Below are 13,859 nucleotides of genomic sequence, written 5' to 3'. Positions count from 1 at the left end.
CCTTCGCGGCCTTATGCCATCAAACACGAAAGAATTGAAATGATATGTTGTTTTGACATCGGCGGGTCCAAGGCCGTCGTTGCCGACATGGGATCGGACAACAGGCCGGTCATTCGCGGCAGGCGGGCGACGCCCGCGCGTGATTACGACGCTTTCCGCGAAACGGTGAAGGCGATGGCAGGCGAAGGCGATGCGCCGGTCGGCATCTCCATCGCGGCGGTTATCGATCCCGTGACCGGGCTTGCGCGCAGCGCCAACATTCCCTGCATCACCGGCCGCAACGTGGCCGAGGATCTGCGCGAAACACTCTCGCGCCCGGTCTATGTCATCAACGATGCAAACGCCTTTGCGCTCGCTGAAGCACTGGCGGGCGCAGGCGTCGGGCACCGGCAGGTGCTCGCCGCAATCATCGGAACGGGCATTGGCGGTGCGGTGGTGATCGATGGCCGGGTGATGACGGGCGCGACCGGCAATGCCGGCGAATGGGGCCACGGCCCGGCCAGCGCCATGCGCACGGGCACCGTGCTGCCGGCGATTGAATGCGGCTGCGGCCAGGTGGGGTGTGTCGACACGCTGGGCGCCGCGCGCGGCATCGAGCGGCTGCACCGGCATCTGCATGGCATCGAGAGCGACAGCGTGACGATCCTCGCGCAATGGCATGCCGGCGAGGAATGGGCGACACGCACGGTCGATGTGTTCCTCGACATTGTCGGCGGCGCGCTGGCCAACATCGTCAACATGGTCGATCCGTCCATCATCCCGGTCAGCGGCGGGCTGGCGCAGGATGAAACACTCATTGAAGCGCTTGATAGAGAGGTGCGTCAGCGCTGCCTGATCGAGCGCAGCGAACGGCTGCTTGTCCCGGTTCAGGGCGGCGCGGAAAAGGCGCTGGTGGGCGCTGCAATCTTTGCGAGGGAGGCACACAATGCGGGCAACGCTTGAGGTTTGCGTGGACACGCTTGAAGGCGTGGAAACCTGCGTCGAAGGCGGGGCGGACAGGATCGAACTGTGCTCGGCGCTGCCGCTTGGCGGGCTAACGCCTTCTTACGGGCTGATGCGGGCGGCGGCGGGTTGCGGCGTACCGGCCTATGCGATGATCCGGCCGCGCCAGGGCGATTTCTGCTTCAGCGAGCACGAAATCGCGCTGATGGCTGATGACATCGCTGCGGCGCGGGATGCCGGCCTTGCCGGTGTGGTTCTGGGTGCTGCGACCGCTGATGGCATTCTCGATGTGCAGACGCTTGCGGCGCTGTGCGAAGCGAGTGCGGGCATGGGCCGCACACTACACCGCGTGATCGACACGGTGGAGGATCGGCTGGCGGCAATCGAGACTGCGGTCGCGCTTGGCTTTGAGAGGATCCTGACCTCCGGCGGCGCCCTGACGGTGCCGGAGGGGCAGGGTGCCCTTGCCGCCATGCACACCCATGCGGACGCGCGCATCGAGATCATGGCCGGGTCGGGTGTCTCGACCGAGAATGTCGAAGCGATCGCGCGCTCAACCGGCATCCGCTCGTTTCATGCCTCCTGCAGTGAAGCATTGGCCGCCGACGACGGGCTGGCCCGCTTCGGTTTCACGTCGCCCGAAGAGCGGCGAACGTCGGCGCGGCGCATCCGTGAGATGAAGGCTGTTTTGCAGCGCATATCCGGACCGAAAGAGACCTGAACGCCGGACTTCGGACACGCGGGCCTATTTGCCCTCCGTGTCCTGCCAGTCCTTCGGCAGGTTGGGCTCCTGCACGAGCGGTGCAAGGAGAACCTTGCCGTAGATCGGGCCATGGCGCCTGCGCTGTTCAGGGTCTTCCTTGAAGGAAAGCGCGTACTGGCCGATCTGATGGAAATAGGTCAGCCGGGCACGCACAAGGCTTTCCTCCGGGCCATAGCCCATGGCACGGAACGCGCGCTGCAGAAGCGTGATGCGCAGGTCGTCCATGGCCGCCACTTCTCTGCCGAGCGCTTTGGAAGTGCGCGACCAGTCGCGTACGGCAAGATCCAGCAAGGGGCTGAAGGGCTTTTCGTCCACCCAGATATGAACGATCTCGGTGAAGAACTGCAGGCCATCGATGTCGGTGACGTCGCGCTTGGCCTCGAAGGGCGCGCAGTTCGCGCGGCGCCATTCGTTCAACAGTTCGTCGTGGAGATCCTTCAGGCTGGAGAAGTGAAAATAGAAACTGCCGCGCGTGACCTTGAAGTGACGGGCGAGCCGGTCGATCTTGACCTCGGCGATGCCGCGTTTTTCCAGGACCTTGCGCGCGGCCTTGACCCAGGTCTCGCGGCTCAGCGTCTGGCGCGGGGAGGACTTTGGGTCCGAGGCGGGCTTTGCATTCGTCATTCTTGCCAACGCTTTCTCCACTTCGGATGGGTTGCCGGCCTCAGGTGTGACCGGAACCCAGATTTGGACCATGGCGACCCGGCTTCCGCTAGCAGAAGTTGAGCGCGCGGTCATCCCATGCCTTATGGGAGGGCGCTGATGCGCTCGAGCATCAGATCGAAGAACGGGGCCGGGTCGATGCGTCGGAGGACATTGACATTCTTCTCCTTTCCGGTGACGTGCCACCAGTCGACGACGGTCATGCCTATGGTCTCGGATGATGAAATATCGACGGTGACATAGCACTGGCGCTGCTCGTAAATCTCCGGGGAAAGCAAATAGCCCGTCACGCAGGCATCGTGGATCGGCCGCGCTTTGGTGGGAAATTTGTGGTCGCCATACTGGCAATAGAATTCAGCCATGTTGGCGGCTTCGAGCGCAGCCCGGCTGCCCGTGGCGCGCAGGGTCCCAAGCCACTCCGGTGTCATCTGTGCCGTGTAGGTGCAGTCAATAGGCGCCATGGTAACCGGCACACCCGAATGGAACACTTTGTGAGCCGCATGTGGGTCGACGAAGATGTTGAACTCCGCCGCAGGCGTCGCATTCCCTCCTTCGAAGAAGCCGCCCCCCATCAGCACCACTTCGCGGATGCGCGGGATGATGCGCGGCTCCATGGTCATGGCCATGGCGAGGTTGGTCATCGGCCCAAGCGTGCATACGGTGATCTCGCCTTCGGATGCGGCCATAATCGTGCGCACCATCCAGTTGACTGCATGTTCGTCCTGTACGGGGGTTGCCGGTTCGGGCAGTTCCGCGCCGTCGAGGCCGGTTTCACCATGGACGTACTCCGCCGTCATCAGCTTCTTCACCATGGGCGCCGGACAACCGGCGAAGACGGGTACGTCCGGGCGCCCCGCCAGTTCCACGACCTTGAGTGCGTTTTTTGTGGTCAGCGAAAGGGGCACATTGCCGCCGACGGTTGTGATGCCGATCACTTCAAGGTCCTGAGGGGACCCCAGGGCGAACAGGATTGCAAACGCGTCGTCCTGTCCCGGGTCGGTATCGATGATGATTTTCCGTGGCGTCATGCTCGTTATCCAATTCCGTCTGCTGCGGCTATTGCCGATCACAATCTGATATGCATAAATACAGTACTGTATGGTATCTTCAAGCTGGGATGGTGGTCATGTCAACGAGTGCACGCGGCGAGTTCTCCGAAATTCCTGTTCTCGACGTTTCCGGTCTCTATGGAGGCGATGAGGATGCGGTGCGCGCGGTTGCTTCAACCCTGCGCGGCTATCTGGAGAATGTCGGCTTCCTCTATATCGTGGGCCATGAGATTCCCCAGTCCGACATCGAGGCCGTGCGTGAGGCGAGCAAGCAGTTCTTTGCCCTTCCGGAAGAGGAAAAGCTGAAGCTGCGGATCGACAGGAATTTCCGCGGTTATCTGCCGTTTGCCGGTTCCACGATCGTTACCTCTTCGGTCGCCACCGTCAGCAAGCCGAACCAGAGCGAATCGATTTTCTTCATGCACGAGGTCGATGCAAACGACCCGCGTGTTGCTGCAGAAAAGCCGCTGCAGGGGCCCAACCAGTGGCCTGACGCCGTGCTGCTGCCGGAGTTCCGTGAGACCATCGAGCGCTATGTCGAGCAGATGAATACGCTGGCCCGCAAGATGGTCGGTGCGATCTCAATCTCGCTCGGTTTGTCGCCGGACGAGCTGAACGCCCATTTCGACGATCCGACAACCTTCCTGCGGCTTCTGCACTATCCCACGCAGAAGGCGGAAGAGGGGCTTTTCGGGTCTGCCCCACACACGGATTATGGTTTCATTACTCTGCTTGCGCAGGACGATGTGGGCGGGCTCGAAGTGAAGAACAAGGCCGGCGACTGGGTGCCGGCGCCGCCGATCGCAAATTCCTTTGTCATGAATGTGGGCGACATTCTCGCCCGCTGGTCGAATGATGTCTTTGTCTCCACGCCGCACCGTGTGATCAACCGCTCGGGCCGCGAGCGCTATTCGCAGCCCTTCTTTTTCGACCCGTCGATGGAAGCGCTGATTGAAGCCCTGCCGGCCTGCGTCGCGGAAGGTGCCGCGCCGAAATACGAGCCGGTGCTCTATGGCGACTACCTGATGGAGCGGATCGACAAGAACTACCATTACCGCAAGAAGCAGGCCGCGCAGGAGAGCGCTGCGAGCTGACAGGCGCGGTTGATACGGCCCTGACGGTCCTGCGGGACGCCAGGGCCGTTTTGCAAAAGGGTTATGCAGCCGGGCTTCGGCATATAAGAATGGATTGAGAGGAGAACGGGTATGAACAGGCATCTTAAGCAACTTGCAGGCGTGGGTTTCGCAGCCCTGCTCGGCGGGTGGAGCGTTTCGGCGATGGCTGCCGATGTTTCGAAATCGCCCGAGGTCGAAGAGACGGGCAAGCTGACGGTCGCAAACACGATCGACTTCGCGCCATTCGAATATCTCGATGCCGATGGCAAGCCGACCGGCATCATTATTGAACTGGCTGGCGAAGTGGCCAAGCTTGTGGATGCCGAGCTTGACGTCCAGCGAACCCCGTTCCCGTCGATGATCCCGGGGCTTGCTGCCGGCCGCTTCAAGATTGCCTGGGAAACCTTCTCGGCCAATCCTGATCGCTTGAAGCAGGTCGATTTCGTGATGTTCATCAAGGCCGGCATTGCCGCCTCCACATCACCGGAAAAGAAGGATGAGTTCACAGGGGAACTGCCCCTTTGCGGCAAGCGCGTCGGCGTTTCGGCCGGCAGCGCGTCCGACTTTCTGGTCGACAAGCTGACCGTCGAATGCACGGAGAAGGGGCTGGAGCCGATCGACAAGTCGGTGTTCAATTCCTCGACGGACATCATTCAGGCCGTGCTCGCGGACCGCGTTGATGCGCGCATGGACGATGCCACCGCCTCCAGCTATTTCGAGGTTACGAGCAAGGGCCAGCTTGTCGTTCTGCCGACGCTCTATGACGTTGCGCCGCTCGGCCTCGCCATCGCCAAGGACGACAAGCCGACCGCCGACATGATGGTTTCGGCCCTTTCCGCACTGTTCGAGAACGGCACCTACCAGTCGATCCTCGAGAAATACGGAATGGGCGCCTATGCGATCAAGGAACCCTATTTCGTCGGTGACATGGAAGCGCTGCGGGCCGAGTGATCGGCCCATAGCGTCATTGCAGTGAATTTGGAGAAACGATGAGCAAGGTCGACGCGAGCGAAACTCGCCCCCAGCCATCCTCCCTGGTCGCGGATGTCGACCGTCTCGTCGTGGTGCCGCGCCGCAATTATGGCATATGGATCGGTACGGCACTCACCCTGGTGCTCTCGTTCTTCATTCTGCGCGCTTTCGCCGTGAACCCGGCTTTTGGATGGGAGACAGCCGCAGGCTATATCTTCCATCCCTCTATCATGCGCGGTCTGTTGAACACGCTGATCCTGACCGTGGTGATCATGGCGCTGGCCATCATCATCGGCACGGTGGTGGCCGTCATGCGGGTTTCTCCGAGCCCGGTCCTGCGTGGTTTCGCGGGGGCTTATGTGTGGTTCTTTCGCGGTGTCCCGGCGCTGATCCAGCTCATCTTCTGGTTCAATCTGGCGCTTCTGGTACGCGAATTTTCGCTGACGCTGCCATTCTTCGGCGAGGTATTCTCGATCCGCACGAATGACTTCATGACGCCGTTTTTCTCCGCCGTTGTCGCCCTGTCGCTCTGTGAAGCGGGGTATATGGCCGAGATCATCCGCGCGGGCATCAAATCGGTGCCTTCGGGGCAGTCGGAAGCGGCAAGCGCGCTCGGTATGCCCTATCGCAACATCCTGAAGCGCATTGTCCTGCCGCAGGCCATGCGTTTCGTCGTGCCGCCCACGGGCAATGAGGCGATCAATCTTCTCAAGATGACCTCGCTTGTGACCTTCATCGCGGTCGATGACCTGTTCTATTCGGCGCAGTCGATCTACGCGCGCACCTTCGAAACCATCCCGCTGCTGATCGTGGTTGCGGTCTGGTATCTCGCGGTTGTCTCCATCATGTCGGTGGGACAGCACTTTCTGGAGCGCCATTTCGGCCGCAGTGAGACCCGGACGGATTCATGGGCTCTGCGCGTCATTCGCAATGTATTCGGATCCCGCGCCAAGGAATTTTCAGCATGAGCAACACGCCAAGCGAAAATCGCGCGCGCTTTGGCGTGCCGGAAAACTCCATGGTGTTTGCCCGCGGCGTGCGCAAATCCTATGGTCCGCTTGAGGTGCTGAAGGGCGTGGACATCGATGTACCGGCCGGTTCGGTTGCCTGCATCATCGGCCCGTCCGGCTCCGGCAAGAGCACGTTTCTGCGCTGCATCAACCATCTGGAGAAACTGACTGGCGGTATTCTTCTCGTTGATGGCGCCTTTGTAGGGTACGATCTGCGGGACGATCGTCTCTACGAGGTAAAGGACGACGAGCTTTGCCAGCGGCGCGCCGAGATCGGCATGCTTTTCCAGTCGTTCAATCTGTTCTCTCACATGACGGTGATGGAGAACCTCGTTGAAGCGCCCATCCATGTGCGTCGTTTGCCTGTCGACCAGGCGAAAGCCGAGGCTCTGGAACTGCTGGCGCGCGTGGGGCTGTCCGACAAGGTCGACCGGTATCCGCGAGAATTGTCGGGCGGTCAGCAGCAGCGGGTGGCCATCGCGCGCGCCATGGCAATGAAGCCCAAGGTGCTTCTGTTTGATGAGCCCACCTCTGCGCTCGATCCCGAGCTTGTGGGTGAGGTGCTTCAGGTGATGCGCGACCTGGCCGAAGCGGGCATGACCATGGTTGTGGTTACCCATGAGATCGGCTTCGCCCGCGAAATCGGCGACCAGCTCATTTTCATGGATGGCGGCGTGATCGTCGAGCAGGGCAACCCGCGCGAGATGATCGCCGACCCGCAGTCGCCGAGGACGCGGGAGTTCCTCTCAAAGGTTCTCTGAGGGGCTGCCTTTCCGAAACACGTTCTGTGCGAGCCCGGTCACCATTCGGCGATTGATCCGTCCTCGTGACGCCACACAGGTGCGCGCCAGCGGTGCCCGATTTCCGCCTGCTTTCGCACAAAATCCTCGTTCACCCGAATGCCGAGGCCCGGACCCCTGGGGATTTTCAGGAAACCATCCTTGAGTTCAAAACCATGGCCCGGCTCGAGATAGTCGGCCATGTCCTGGGTGGCATTGTAGTGGATGCCGAGGCTCTGCTCCTGAATGAAGGCATTGTGGCAGACGGCATCCACCTGCAGACAGGCGGCCAGCGCGATCGGTCCCAGCGGGCAATGCGGTGCAAGGGCGACATCATAGGCTTCGGCCCAGTGCGCAATGCGCAGCATTTCTGAGATGCCGCCGACATGTGCGGTGTCCGGGTTGATTACGCTTGCTGCCCGCTGTTCGAACACCGGCTTGAAGTCGAAGCGCGAATGCAGCCGCTCGCCGATGCACAGAGGGATCGACGTTTGCCGGGAAAGATCGGCCAGCGTGGCGATATGAGCGGAATCGACTGCGTCTTCGATGAATATCGGCCTGAGATGCTCGATTTCCTTCAGCAACTGCTTCGACATCGGCGCATGAACCCGGCCGTGGAAATCGAAGGCGAGATCCATCTCGGTGCCGACCGCGGAACGCAGATCCGACAATTGCCGGACGACTCCATCCAGCTTCTTATAGCTGTCGATGATCTGCATTTCGGCGCAGGCATTGAACTTGCAGGCAGTGAAGCCGCGATCCATCAGGTCTTTCGCGCCGGCGACGAGATCCGAGGGGCGGTCGCCTCCGATCCAGCAATAGCTGCGGATCCTGTCGCGGACAGCGCCGCCCAGAAGATCGTGGACAGGTGCGTTGTAATACTGTCCCTTGATGTCCCACAGCGCCATGTCGATGCCCGACAGGGCGCTCATCAGAACCGGGCCTCCGCGGTAGCAGCCATTGCGGTAGAGCATGTGCCAGATGTCTTCGATCCGCATGGGATCGGCGCCGATCAGGAAATCGGAGAACTCCTCGATCTTGGCAGCAAGCGTTGCCGCATGCCCTTCCAGAACGGGTTCGCCCCAGCCGGAAATGCCCTCGTCCGTCTCGATCTTTAGAAACAGCCAGCGTGGCGGAACGAGGAAAGTGGTGAGTTTGGTGATCTTCATGAAAACGTGTCTTTTCCCGTTATGGCTTGACGGACCGGGCCGCGCTCACATCGTGCTTTGCCTTGGCGATCAAGGCGAGGGCGAGCTTGCGTGCTCCTTCAGCGTCCCTCAGGCGCAGCGCCTCGACCAGCGCACCGTGCTGCCCGATTGATTCTTCAAGGTTTTCGGCCGAGTGCGCCGAGGTGGAGAGCATGAAATTCAGCGCCGGATCCATGAGCGCGCCGAACTGCTGGAAAATGCGGTTGTGGCTGGCCTTTAGAAGGTGCTCATGAAACACGATGTCAGCAGCGATGAAGGCTTCGACATCGTTGCCGGCGGCTGCCATCGCCTGCCACGCCGCTTCGATGTCTGCGATCTCCTGCATGGTGGCGCGCCGGGCCGCCAGCTCAGCGGCCATCGGTTCGATGGCGCCGCGCGCTTCCAGAATGCAGTCCACCAGCCCCATCCTGTCGAGATTGGGGCCGATCCATTCGAGAACCTGAGTGTCCAGAATGTTCCATTCATCCTGTCTGCACACGATGGTGCCAATGCGCGGGCGACTCACCACCAGCCCTTTCGCCTGAAGGATTTTCAGCGTTTCGCGAATGACCGTGCGGCTGACGCCGTATTCCTCACACAGGTCGTTCTCACGCGGCAGGTTCGTCCCCTCGGCGAATTTTCCAGAAAAGATGTCCCGGGCGATGGATTGAGCAACAGACAGGCGGACGCGCGGTCGGGTTGATCTGCCTGCTGGGACTTCCATGGTCGAAACGGTCACTGTCCGGTTGCCTCCGCATTGTTGCCCGCCCGCTTTTGACAGAGCTGAGCGTGGATTTTGTCGGCAGTCATGGCCGTCTTTTCTACGTTGTCAAACCAGTATCATTATTTATCATACAAATGCAATTGACTAATATGATGATTGGACGTAATTTTCCCACGCTCTCAGGAGGGCGTCGCAGAGCAACAGGGAGGTTCTCATGCGCTTTTTGAAAACTGCAGCGATGGCTGCGATTGCCGGCACGCTTTTGGCCGGGTCGGCGCTGGCCGATGACGTGAAGATCGGTTTTCTGGTCAAACAGCCGGAAGAGCCATGGTTTCAGGACGAGTGGAAATTCGCCGATATCGCTGCTTCGGAAAAAGGCTTTACGCTGGTCAAGATCGGTGCCGAGGATGGCGAAAAGGTCATGTCCGCCATCGACAATCTTGGCGTTCAGGGTGTGCAGGGGTTTGTCATCTGCACGCCTGATGTGAAGCTCGGGCCGGGCATTGTCGCCAAGGCAGCGGCCAATGGCCTCAAGCTGATGACTGTCGACGACAGGCTGGTCGGTTCCGATGGCGAGCCTCTCGCCGATGTGCCTCACATGGGTATTTCGGCCGTGAAGATCGGCGAGACGGCCGGTGAAGCCATCGTTGCCGAGATCAAGAATCGCGGTTGGGATATGAGCAAGGTCGGCGCGATCCGCGTTTCCTACGATCAGCTTCCGACAGCAGTCGATCGGGTCGAAGGGGCGATTGCGAAGCTCAAAGAGGCTGGCTTTCCGGAAGCCAACATCTTCGATGCGCCGCAGGCACGTACGGACACCGAGGCCGCTCTCAATGCTGCGACCGTGGTTTTGAACAAGAACGCGGACATCAAGCACTGGGTCGCCTTCGGTCTGAACGACGAAGCCGTTCTCGGCGCGGTGCGGGCTGCGGAAGGCGTGGGCATCGGAGCCGACGCGATGATCGGTGTCGGTATCGGCGGTGCGGATTCGGCGATCAACGAATTCAAGAAGCCCGAGCCGACCGGCTTCTTCGGAACCGTGATCATTTCACCAAAACGCCATGGCTATGAAACCGCGCTCAACATGTATGACTGGATCGTTGACGACAAGGAGCCGGAGAAGCTGATCCTGACGTCCGGTGCTCTGGCCCTGCGCGACAATTATCAGGACGTGCGCAAGGACCTTGGCATCGAATAGGCAACCGTTCATGTAGCGCCGGCGCGTGAGCCGCGCCGGCGCCCTTCTTCCCGTCCGTGAGGGCGGGTTTCCGACACTGGCTATGCTTTGGAGGAAGCCGGCTTTATGTCTGCCTATCTCGAATTCTCCGGCATTTCGAAGAGTTATCCCGGCGTCAAAGCGCTTTCCGACGTCTCCTTCGGGGTTCGGAAGGGGGCGGTTCACGGGCTGATGGGAGAAAACGGAGCGGGGAAATCCACCCTGATCCGCATTCTGTCCGGTGACGCCGCTGCCGATGAGGGCACGGTGCGCCTCGATGGCGAGACGCAGCACTATCAGTCGACCCGCGATGCTTTCGATGCGGGCGTGGTGGTCATTCACCAGGAACTGCAGCTCGTGCCCGGGCTCACCGTTGCAGAGAATCTTTGCCTTGGGCGGTTTCCGGCAACCGGCGGCGTGATCGGTTTCAGCGCCATGTATGAGGATGTCCGGCGCAAGCTCGAGCTTGCCGGCATCTCGGTCGATCCGACGCGCAAGGTTGCAGAGCTTTCCATCGGCGAACGACAAATGGTCGAGATCGCCAAAGCCGTCATGCTCGATGCCCGCGTGATCGCACTGGATGAACCGACCTCCTCGCTTTCTTCACGCGAGAGCGAGATCCTCTTTTCCCTGATCGACAGGTTGAGGGAGGATGGCCGCGTCATACTCTATATCTCCCATCGGCTGGACGAAGTCTTCCGCCTCTGCGACAGCCTTACGGTGCTGCGGGATGGCCGGCTGGCGGCGCACCATGAGACGATCAAGGGGGTGACGCGAGATCAGATCGTGTCCGAAATGGTCGGGCGGGAAATCAGCGACATCTGGGGGTGGCGCTCTCGTCCCGTCGGGGCGGTCGAACTGGAAGTTGACAGTGTTCATGGCGAAAAGCTGCCTGTCCCTGCCTCCTTCGAGGCGCGTCGGGGTGAAATCCTCGGCTTTTTCGGTCTGATCGGGGCGGGCCGCTCGGAGCTCTTGCGCATGATCAGCGGTGCCGATCCGCGCGCCGGCGGCCATGTGCGTGTCGGTGGCGTGGAGATCGCCTCCGGCCAGCCGGCGGAGGCGATCCGCAAGGGGGGCGTTCTGTGCTCCGAGGATCGCAAGTTCGACGGCATCATCCAGGGCCGTTCGCTTGAAGAGAACATCCTTATCTCTTCGCGCCGGCATCTGACACGCTTCGGTGTGCTGGATCTGCGCCAGGAAGGGCAGGTGGCCGAAACCTTCCTGAAAAAACTCAGGGTGCGCACGCCCTCGCGCAAGCAAGACATCATCAACCTGTCCGGCGGAAATCAGCAGAAGGTCATCCTGTGCCGCTGGCTCTCGGAAAAGGGTGTCAGGGTTCTGCTCGTCGACGAACCGACGCGCGGTATCGATGTCGGCGCCAAATCCGAAATCTACGACATTCTCTATCAACTCGCGGAGGAGGGCATGGCCATCGTCGTCATCTCCAGCGAACTGCCCGAAGTCATGGGCATTTGCGACCGTATCCTCGTGATGTGCGAAGGGCGCATCAGCGCAGAGATCGAGCGGGCTGACTTCAACGAACAATCCATCCTCGCCGCCGCACTGCCGGACGAGGTGACCGCCGCGTCGGTCGGTTAAGAGGCTTCACGATGACGACTTCCATCAAAAAGCTCATCCTGGGCGACCAGGGACTGCTTGTAATCTTCATTCTCGCCTTCGCGCTCGTGTCGCTGACGGTCCCCAACTTCCTGACCGAACGCAACATGCTCGGTCTCCTACAGTCCGTGGTTACCGTCGGCGTGATCGCCTGCACCATGATGTTCTGTCTCGCGGCGCGGGATTTCGACCTTTCAGTCGGCTCCAACGTCGCTTTTTGCGGCATGGTGGCGGTTATGGCGTCCAACGCGACCGGCTCCATCTTTCTGGGCATCCTGACGGCGCTGGCTGCGGGCGCGCTCGTCGGGCTTTTCAATGGCGTGGTCATCGCCAAGTTCCGCATCAACGCGCTGATCACGACGCTGGCAACCATGCAGATCGTGCGCGGGCTTGCGCTCATCTCGTCGGATGGGCGGGCTGTGGGCATCGACGATCCCGGTTTTTATCAACTCGCCCTGTCCAGGTTTCTGGGCGTGCCGACACCGATCTGGGTTCTGGCGGCGCTATTCGTCGTCTTCGGCTTTGTTCTGAACCGCACGGTGTTCGGCAAGAACACGCTCGCCATGGGCGGCAATCCCGAGGCTTCGCGGCTTGCGGGCGTCAATGTCGACTGGATGCGAATCTGGATTTTCACCCTGCAGGGATTCATCTGCGCGGTGGCTGGCATCCTGCTCGCCTCACGCATCACCTCGGGCCAGCCCAACGCGGCGACGGGGCTTGAGCTTTCGGTGATATCGGCCTGTGTTCTGGGCGGCGTATCGCTGGCCGGCGGCCGCGCGGCGATGACCGGCGTGATCGTCGGTGTGATGATCATGGGCATAGCCGAGAACGTCATGAACCTTTTGAACATTCAGGCCTTCTATCAATATGTGGTGCGTGGGTTCATCCTCCTGCTCGCAGTGCTGCTCGACAATATGCGGTCAAGCGCGATCGGGCGGCGTTGATTCAGGGGTGGCTGTTTGAACAAGAGGTCTGGCCGCACGTGCGGGAAACGGGCGGCAGCGCATTGGATACGGGGAGGCATCGCATGATATCCGGACAGGGGCGGCTGAGCGGCAAGCGCATCTTTTTGACAGGTGCTGCCCAGGGCATAGGCCGGGCCATCGCCGAAGCCTGCCTGCGTGAAGGGGCCTCTCTGTTTCTGGTGGACCGGGACGCGTCGCTTCTGGAGCAGACGGTTGGCGAACTCGGTGCTCCCGACGGGCGGCTCGCCCATGCCGTTGCCGACATCTCGGATGCCGCGGCCATCCAGGCTGCTGCCGGCGAGGCCGGGAAGACCATCGGCGTTCCCAACGCGCTTATCAACAATGCCGGTGTCAACGTCTTCCACGAACCGCTTGAGACCGACGACGAAGAATGGGCGCGGTGCTTCGATATCAATCTGAAGGGGGCATGGCATTGCTGCCGTTCGCTGCTTCCCGGCATGATCGAGGAGGGGGGTGGCGCCATTCTCAACATTGCCTCGACCCACAGCCTCACGATCATCCCGCATACGTTTCCCTATCCGGTGGCCAAGCACGCGCTTCTGGGCATGACGAAAGCGCTGGCGCTGGAATATGCGGGCAGGGGGGTGCGTGTGAACGCCATCGCGCCGGGCTATGTGGAGACACAAAAAAACGTAGATTACTGGAATAGTTTTCCCGATCCGGCGGCTGCGCGCGCCGAGACGCTGGCCATGCATCCGGGCGGTCGCATAGCAACGCCCGGCGAGATCGCCATGGCGTCGGTTTTCATGATTTCCGACGAATGTCCCTTCATGAATGCCGCCTGCCTCGTTATTGATGGTGGTCTGAGCGTTTTGCAGCATCCGGCCTGAGTTCAT

14 protein-coding genes are annotated in these 13,859 nt (G+C 60.9%); 10 read left to right on the top strand and 4 right to left on the bottom strand.

What is annotated here, in order from left to right; all coding sequences use genetic code 11:
• Positions 1–39: 39 nt before the first annotated feature.
• Positions 40–942, top strand: a complete 903-nt coding sequence (locus AC07E3_RS11845) for an ROK family protein (protein WP_478362101.1) — start codon at positions 40–42, stop codon at positions 940–942.
• Positions 926–1,663 carry a copper homeostasis protein CutC gene (locus tag AC07E3_RS11840; RefSeq protein WP_478362099.1) on the top strand — a complete coding sequence of 246 codons (738 nt, stop codon included), beginning with the start codon at positions 926–928 and terminating at the stop codon, positions 1,661–1,663. The genes AC07E3_RS11845 and AC07E3_RS11840 overlap by 17 nt, the downstream gene beginning before the upstream one ends.
• Before the next feature lie 24 nt (positions 1,664–1,687).
• Here the strand turns inward: AC07E3_RS11840 and AC07E3_RS11835 are convergent, their stop codons facing one another.
• Positions 1,688–2,329 carry a TetR/AcrR family transcriptional regulator gene (locus tag AC07E3_RS11835; protein ID WP_478362097.1) on the bottom strand — a complete coding sequence of 214 codons (642 nt, stop codon included), beginning with the start codon at positions 2,327–2,329 and terminating at the stop codon, positions 1,688–1,690.
• A gap of 122 nt (positions 2,330–2,451) precedes the next feature.
• Entirely contained in the window at positions 2,452–3,396 is a 945-nt protein-coding gene (locus tag AC07E3_RS11830; RefSeq protein ID WP_478362095.1) for a nucleoside hydrolase, read from the bottom strand.
• Between the two features lie 98 nt (positions 3,397–3,494).
• On the opposite strand from AC07E3_RS11830, the gene AC07E3_RS11825 reads away from it, so the two are divergent.
• The 4 genes from AC07E3_RS11825 to AC07E3_RS11810 all read left to right on the top strand — a co-directional run bounded on the left by AC07E3_RS11825 (position 3,495) and on the right by AC07E3_RS11810 (position 7,275).
• Positions 3,495–4,511 carry an isopenicillin N synthase family dioxygenase gene (locus tag AC07E3_RS11825; RefSeq protein ID WP_478362093.1) on the top strand — a complete coding sequence of 339 codons (1,017 nt, stop codon included), beginning with the start codon at positions 3,495–3,497 and terminating at the stop codon, positions 4,509–4,511.
• A gap of 111 nt (positions 4,512–4,622) precedes the next feature.
• Complete coding sequence (locus AC07E3_RS11820; RefSeq protein ID WP_478362090.1) at positions 4,623–5,483, top strand: ABC transporter substrate-binding protein; 861 nt, start codon at positions 4,623–4,625, stop codon at positions 5,481–5,483.
• A gap of 38 nt (positions 5,484–5,521) precedes the next feature.
• A complete protein-coding gene (locus tag AC07E3_RS11815; RefSeq protein ID WP_478362088.1) occupies positions 5,522–6,472 on the top strand; it encodes an amino acid ABC transporter permease in 951 nt (316 codons plus the stop codon).
• Entirely contained in the window at positions 6,469–7,275 is an 807-nt protein-coding gene (locus AC07E3_RS11810; RefSeq protein ID WP_336069428.1) for an amino acid ABC transporter ATP-binding protein, read from the top strand. The genes AC07E3_RS11815 and AC07E3_RS11810 overlap by 4 nt, the downstream gene beginning before the upstream one ends.
• Before the next feature lie 38 nt (positions 7,276–7,313).
• Here the strand turns inward: AC07E3_RS11810 and dgoD are convergent, their stop codons facing one another.
• Together dgoD and AC07E3_RS11800 are read right to left on the bottom strand one after the other, a co-directional pair.
• Positions 7,314–8,462 carry a galactonate dehydratase gene (gene dgoD, locus AC07E3_RS11805; protein WP_478362085.1) on the bottom strand — a complete coding sequence of 383 codons (1,149 nt, stop codon included), beginning with the start codon at positions 8,460–8,462 and terminating at the stop codon, positions 7,314–7,316.
• Positions 8,463–8,481: 19 nt separating this feature from the next.
• Entirely contained in the window at positions 8,482–9,204 is a 723-nt protein-coding gene (locus AC07E3_RS11800; protein ID WP_036539206.1) for a FadR/GntR family transcriptional regulator, read from the bottom strand.
• A 214-nt stretch (positions 9,205–9,418) separates the two neighbouring features.
• On the opposite strand from AC07E3_RS11800, the gene AC07E3_RS11795 reads away from it, so the two are divergent.
• The 4 genes from AC07E3_RS11795 to AC07E3_RS11780 all read left to right on the top strand — a co-directional run bounded on the left by AC07E3_RS11795 (position 9,419) and on the right by AC07E3_RS11780 (position 13,853).
• Complete coding sequence (locus AC07E3_RS11795; RefSeq protein WP_322338587.1) at positions 9,419–10,402, top strand: arabinose ABC transporter substrate-binding protein; 984 nt, start codon at positions 9,419–9,421, stop codon at positions 10,400–10,402.
• 105 nt (positions 10,403–10,507) lie between these two features.
• Positions 10,508–12,019: an L-arabinose ABC transporter ATP-binding protein AraG gene (gene araG, locus AC07E3_RS11790; RefSeq protein WP_478362083.1), complete on the top strand. Its 1,512-nt coding sequence runs from the start codon at positions 10,508–10,510 to the stop codon at positions 12,017–12,019.
• A gap of 11 nt (positions 12,020–12,030) precedes the next feature.
• Positions 12,031–12,981 (top strand): L-arabinose ABC transporter permease AraH, encoded by a 951-nt coding sequence (gene araH, locus AC07E3_RS11785; RefSeq protein ID WP_478362081.1) that lies wholly within the window; start codon positions 12,031–12,033, stop codon positions 12,979–12,981.
• Positions 12,982–13,064: 83 nt separating this feature from the next.
• Positions 13,065–13,853 carry an SDR family oxidoreductase gene (locus AC07E3_RS11780; protein ID WP_478362079.1) on the top strand — a complete coding sequence of 263 codons (789 nt, stop codon included), beginning with the start codon at positions 13,065–13,067 and terminating at the stop codon, positions 13,851–13,853.
• Positions 13,854–13,859: the final 6 nt, after the last annotated feature.

This window comes from Nitratireductor lacus (assembly GCF_056431025.1).
The sequence above is the reverse complement of the archived record's forward strand: the minus strand, read 5'-3'. Positions and strand labels throughout refer to the sequence as shown.

What these genes read in the sequence shown, in the direction of transcription:
- AC07E3_RS11845 (WP_478362101.1), top strand. Translation starts at nt 40, where the DNA reads ATGATATGTTGTTTTGACATCGGCGGGTCCAAGGCCGTCGTTGCCGAC.
- AC07E3_RS11840 (WP_478362099.1), top strand. Translation starts at nt 926, where the DNA reads ATGCGGGCAACGCTTGAGGTTTGCGTGGACACGCTTGAAGGCGTGGAA.
- AC07E3_RS11835 (WP_478362097.1), bottom strand. Translation starts at nt 2,329, where the DNA reads ATGACGAATGCAAAGCCCGCCTCGGACCCAAAGTCCTCCCCGCGCCAG.
- AC07E3_RS11830 (WP_478362095.1), bottom strand. Translation starts at nt 3,396, where the DNA reads ATGACGCCACGGAAAATCATCATCGATACCGACCCGGGACAGGACGAC.
- AC07E3_RS11825 (WP_478362093.1), top strand. Translation starts at nt 3,495, where the DNA reads ATGTCAACGAGTGCACGCGGCGAGTTCTCCGAAATTCCTGTTCTCGAC.
- AC07E3_RS11820 (WP_478362090.1), top strand. Translation starts at nt 4,623, where the DNA reads ATGAACAGGCATCTTAAGCAACTTGCAGGCGTGGGTTTCGCAGCCCTG.
- AC07E3_RS11815 (WP_478362088.1), top strand. Translation starts at nt 5,522, where the DNA reads ATGAGCAAGGTCGACGCGAGCGAAACTCGCCCCCAGCCATCCTCCCTG.
- AC07E3_RS11810 (WP_336069428.1), top strand. Translation starts at nt 6,469, where the DNA reads ATGAGCAACACGCCAAGCGAAAATCGCGCGCGCTTTGGCGTGCCGGAA.
- dgoD (WP_478362085.1), bottom strand. Translation starts at nt 8,462, where the DNA reads ATGAAGATCACCAAACTCACCACTTTCCTCGTTCCGCCACGCTGGCTG.
- AC07E3_RS11800 (WP_036539206.1), bottom strand. Translation starts at nt 9,204, where the DNA reads ATGGAAGTCCCAGCAGGCAGATCAACCCGACCGCGCGTCCGCCTGTCT.
- AC07E3_RS11795 (WP_322338587.1), top strand. Translation starts at nt 9,419, where the DNA reads ATGCGCTTTTTGAAAACTGCAGCGATGGCTGCGATTGCCGGCACGCTT.
- araG (WP_478362083.1), top strand. Translation starts at nt 10,508, where the DNA reads ATGTCTGCCTATCTCGAATTCTCCGGCATTTCGAAGAGTTATCCCGGC.
- araH (WP_478362081.1), top strand. Translation starts at nt 12,031, where the DNA reads ATGACGACTTCCATCAAAAAGCTCATCCTGGGCGACCAGGGACTGCTT.
- AC07E3_RS11780 (WP_478362079.1), top strand. Translation starts at nt 13,065, where the DNA reads ATGATATCCGGACAGGGGCGGCTGAGCGGCAAGCGCATCTTTTTGACA.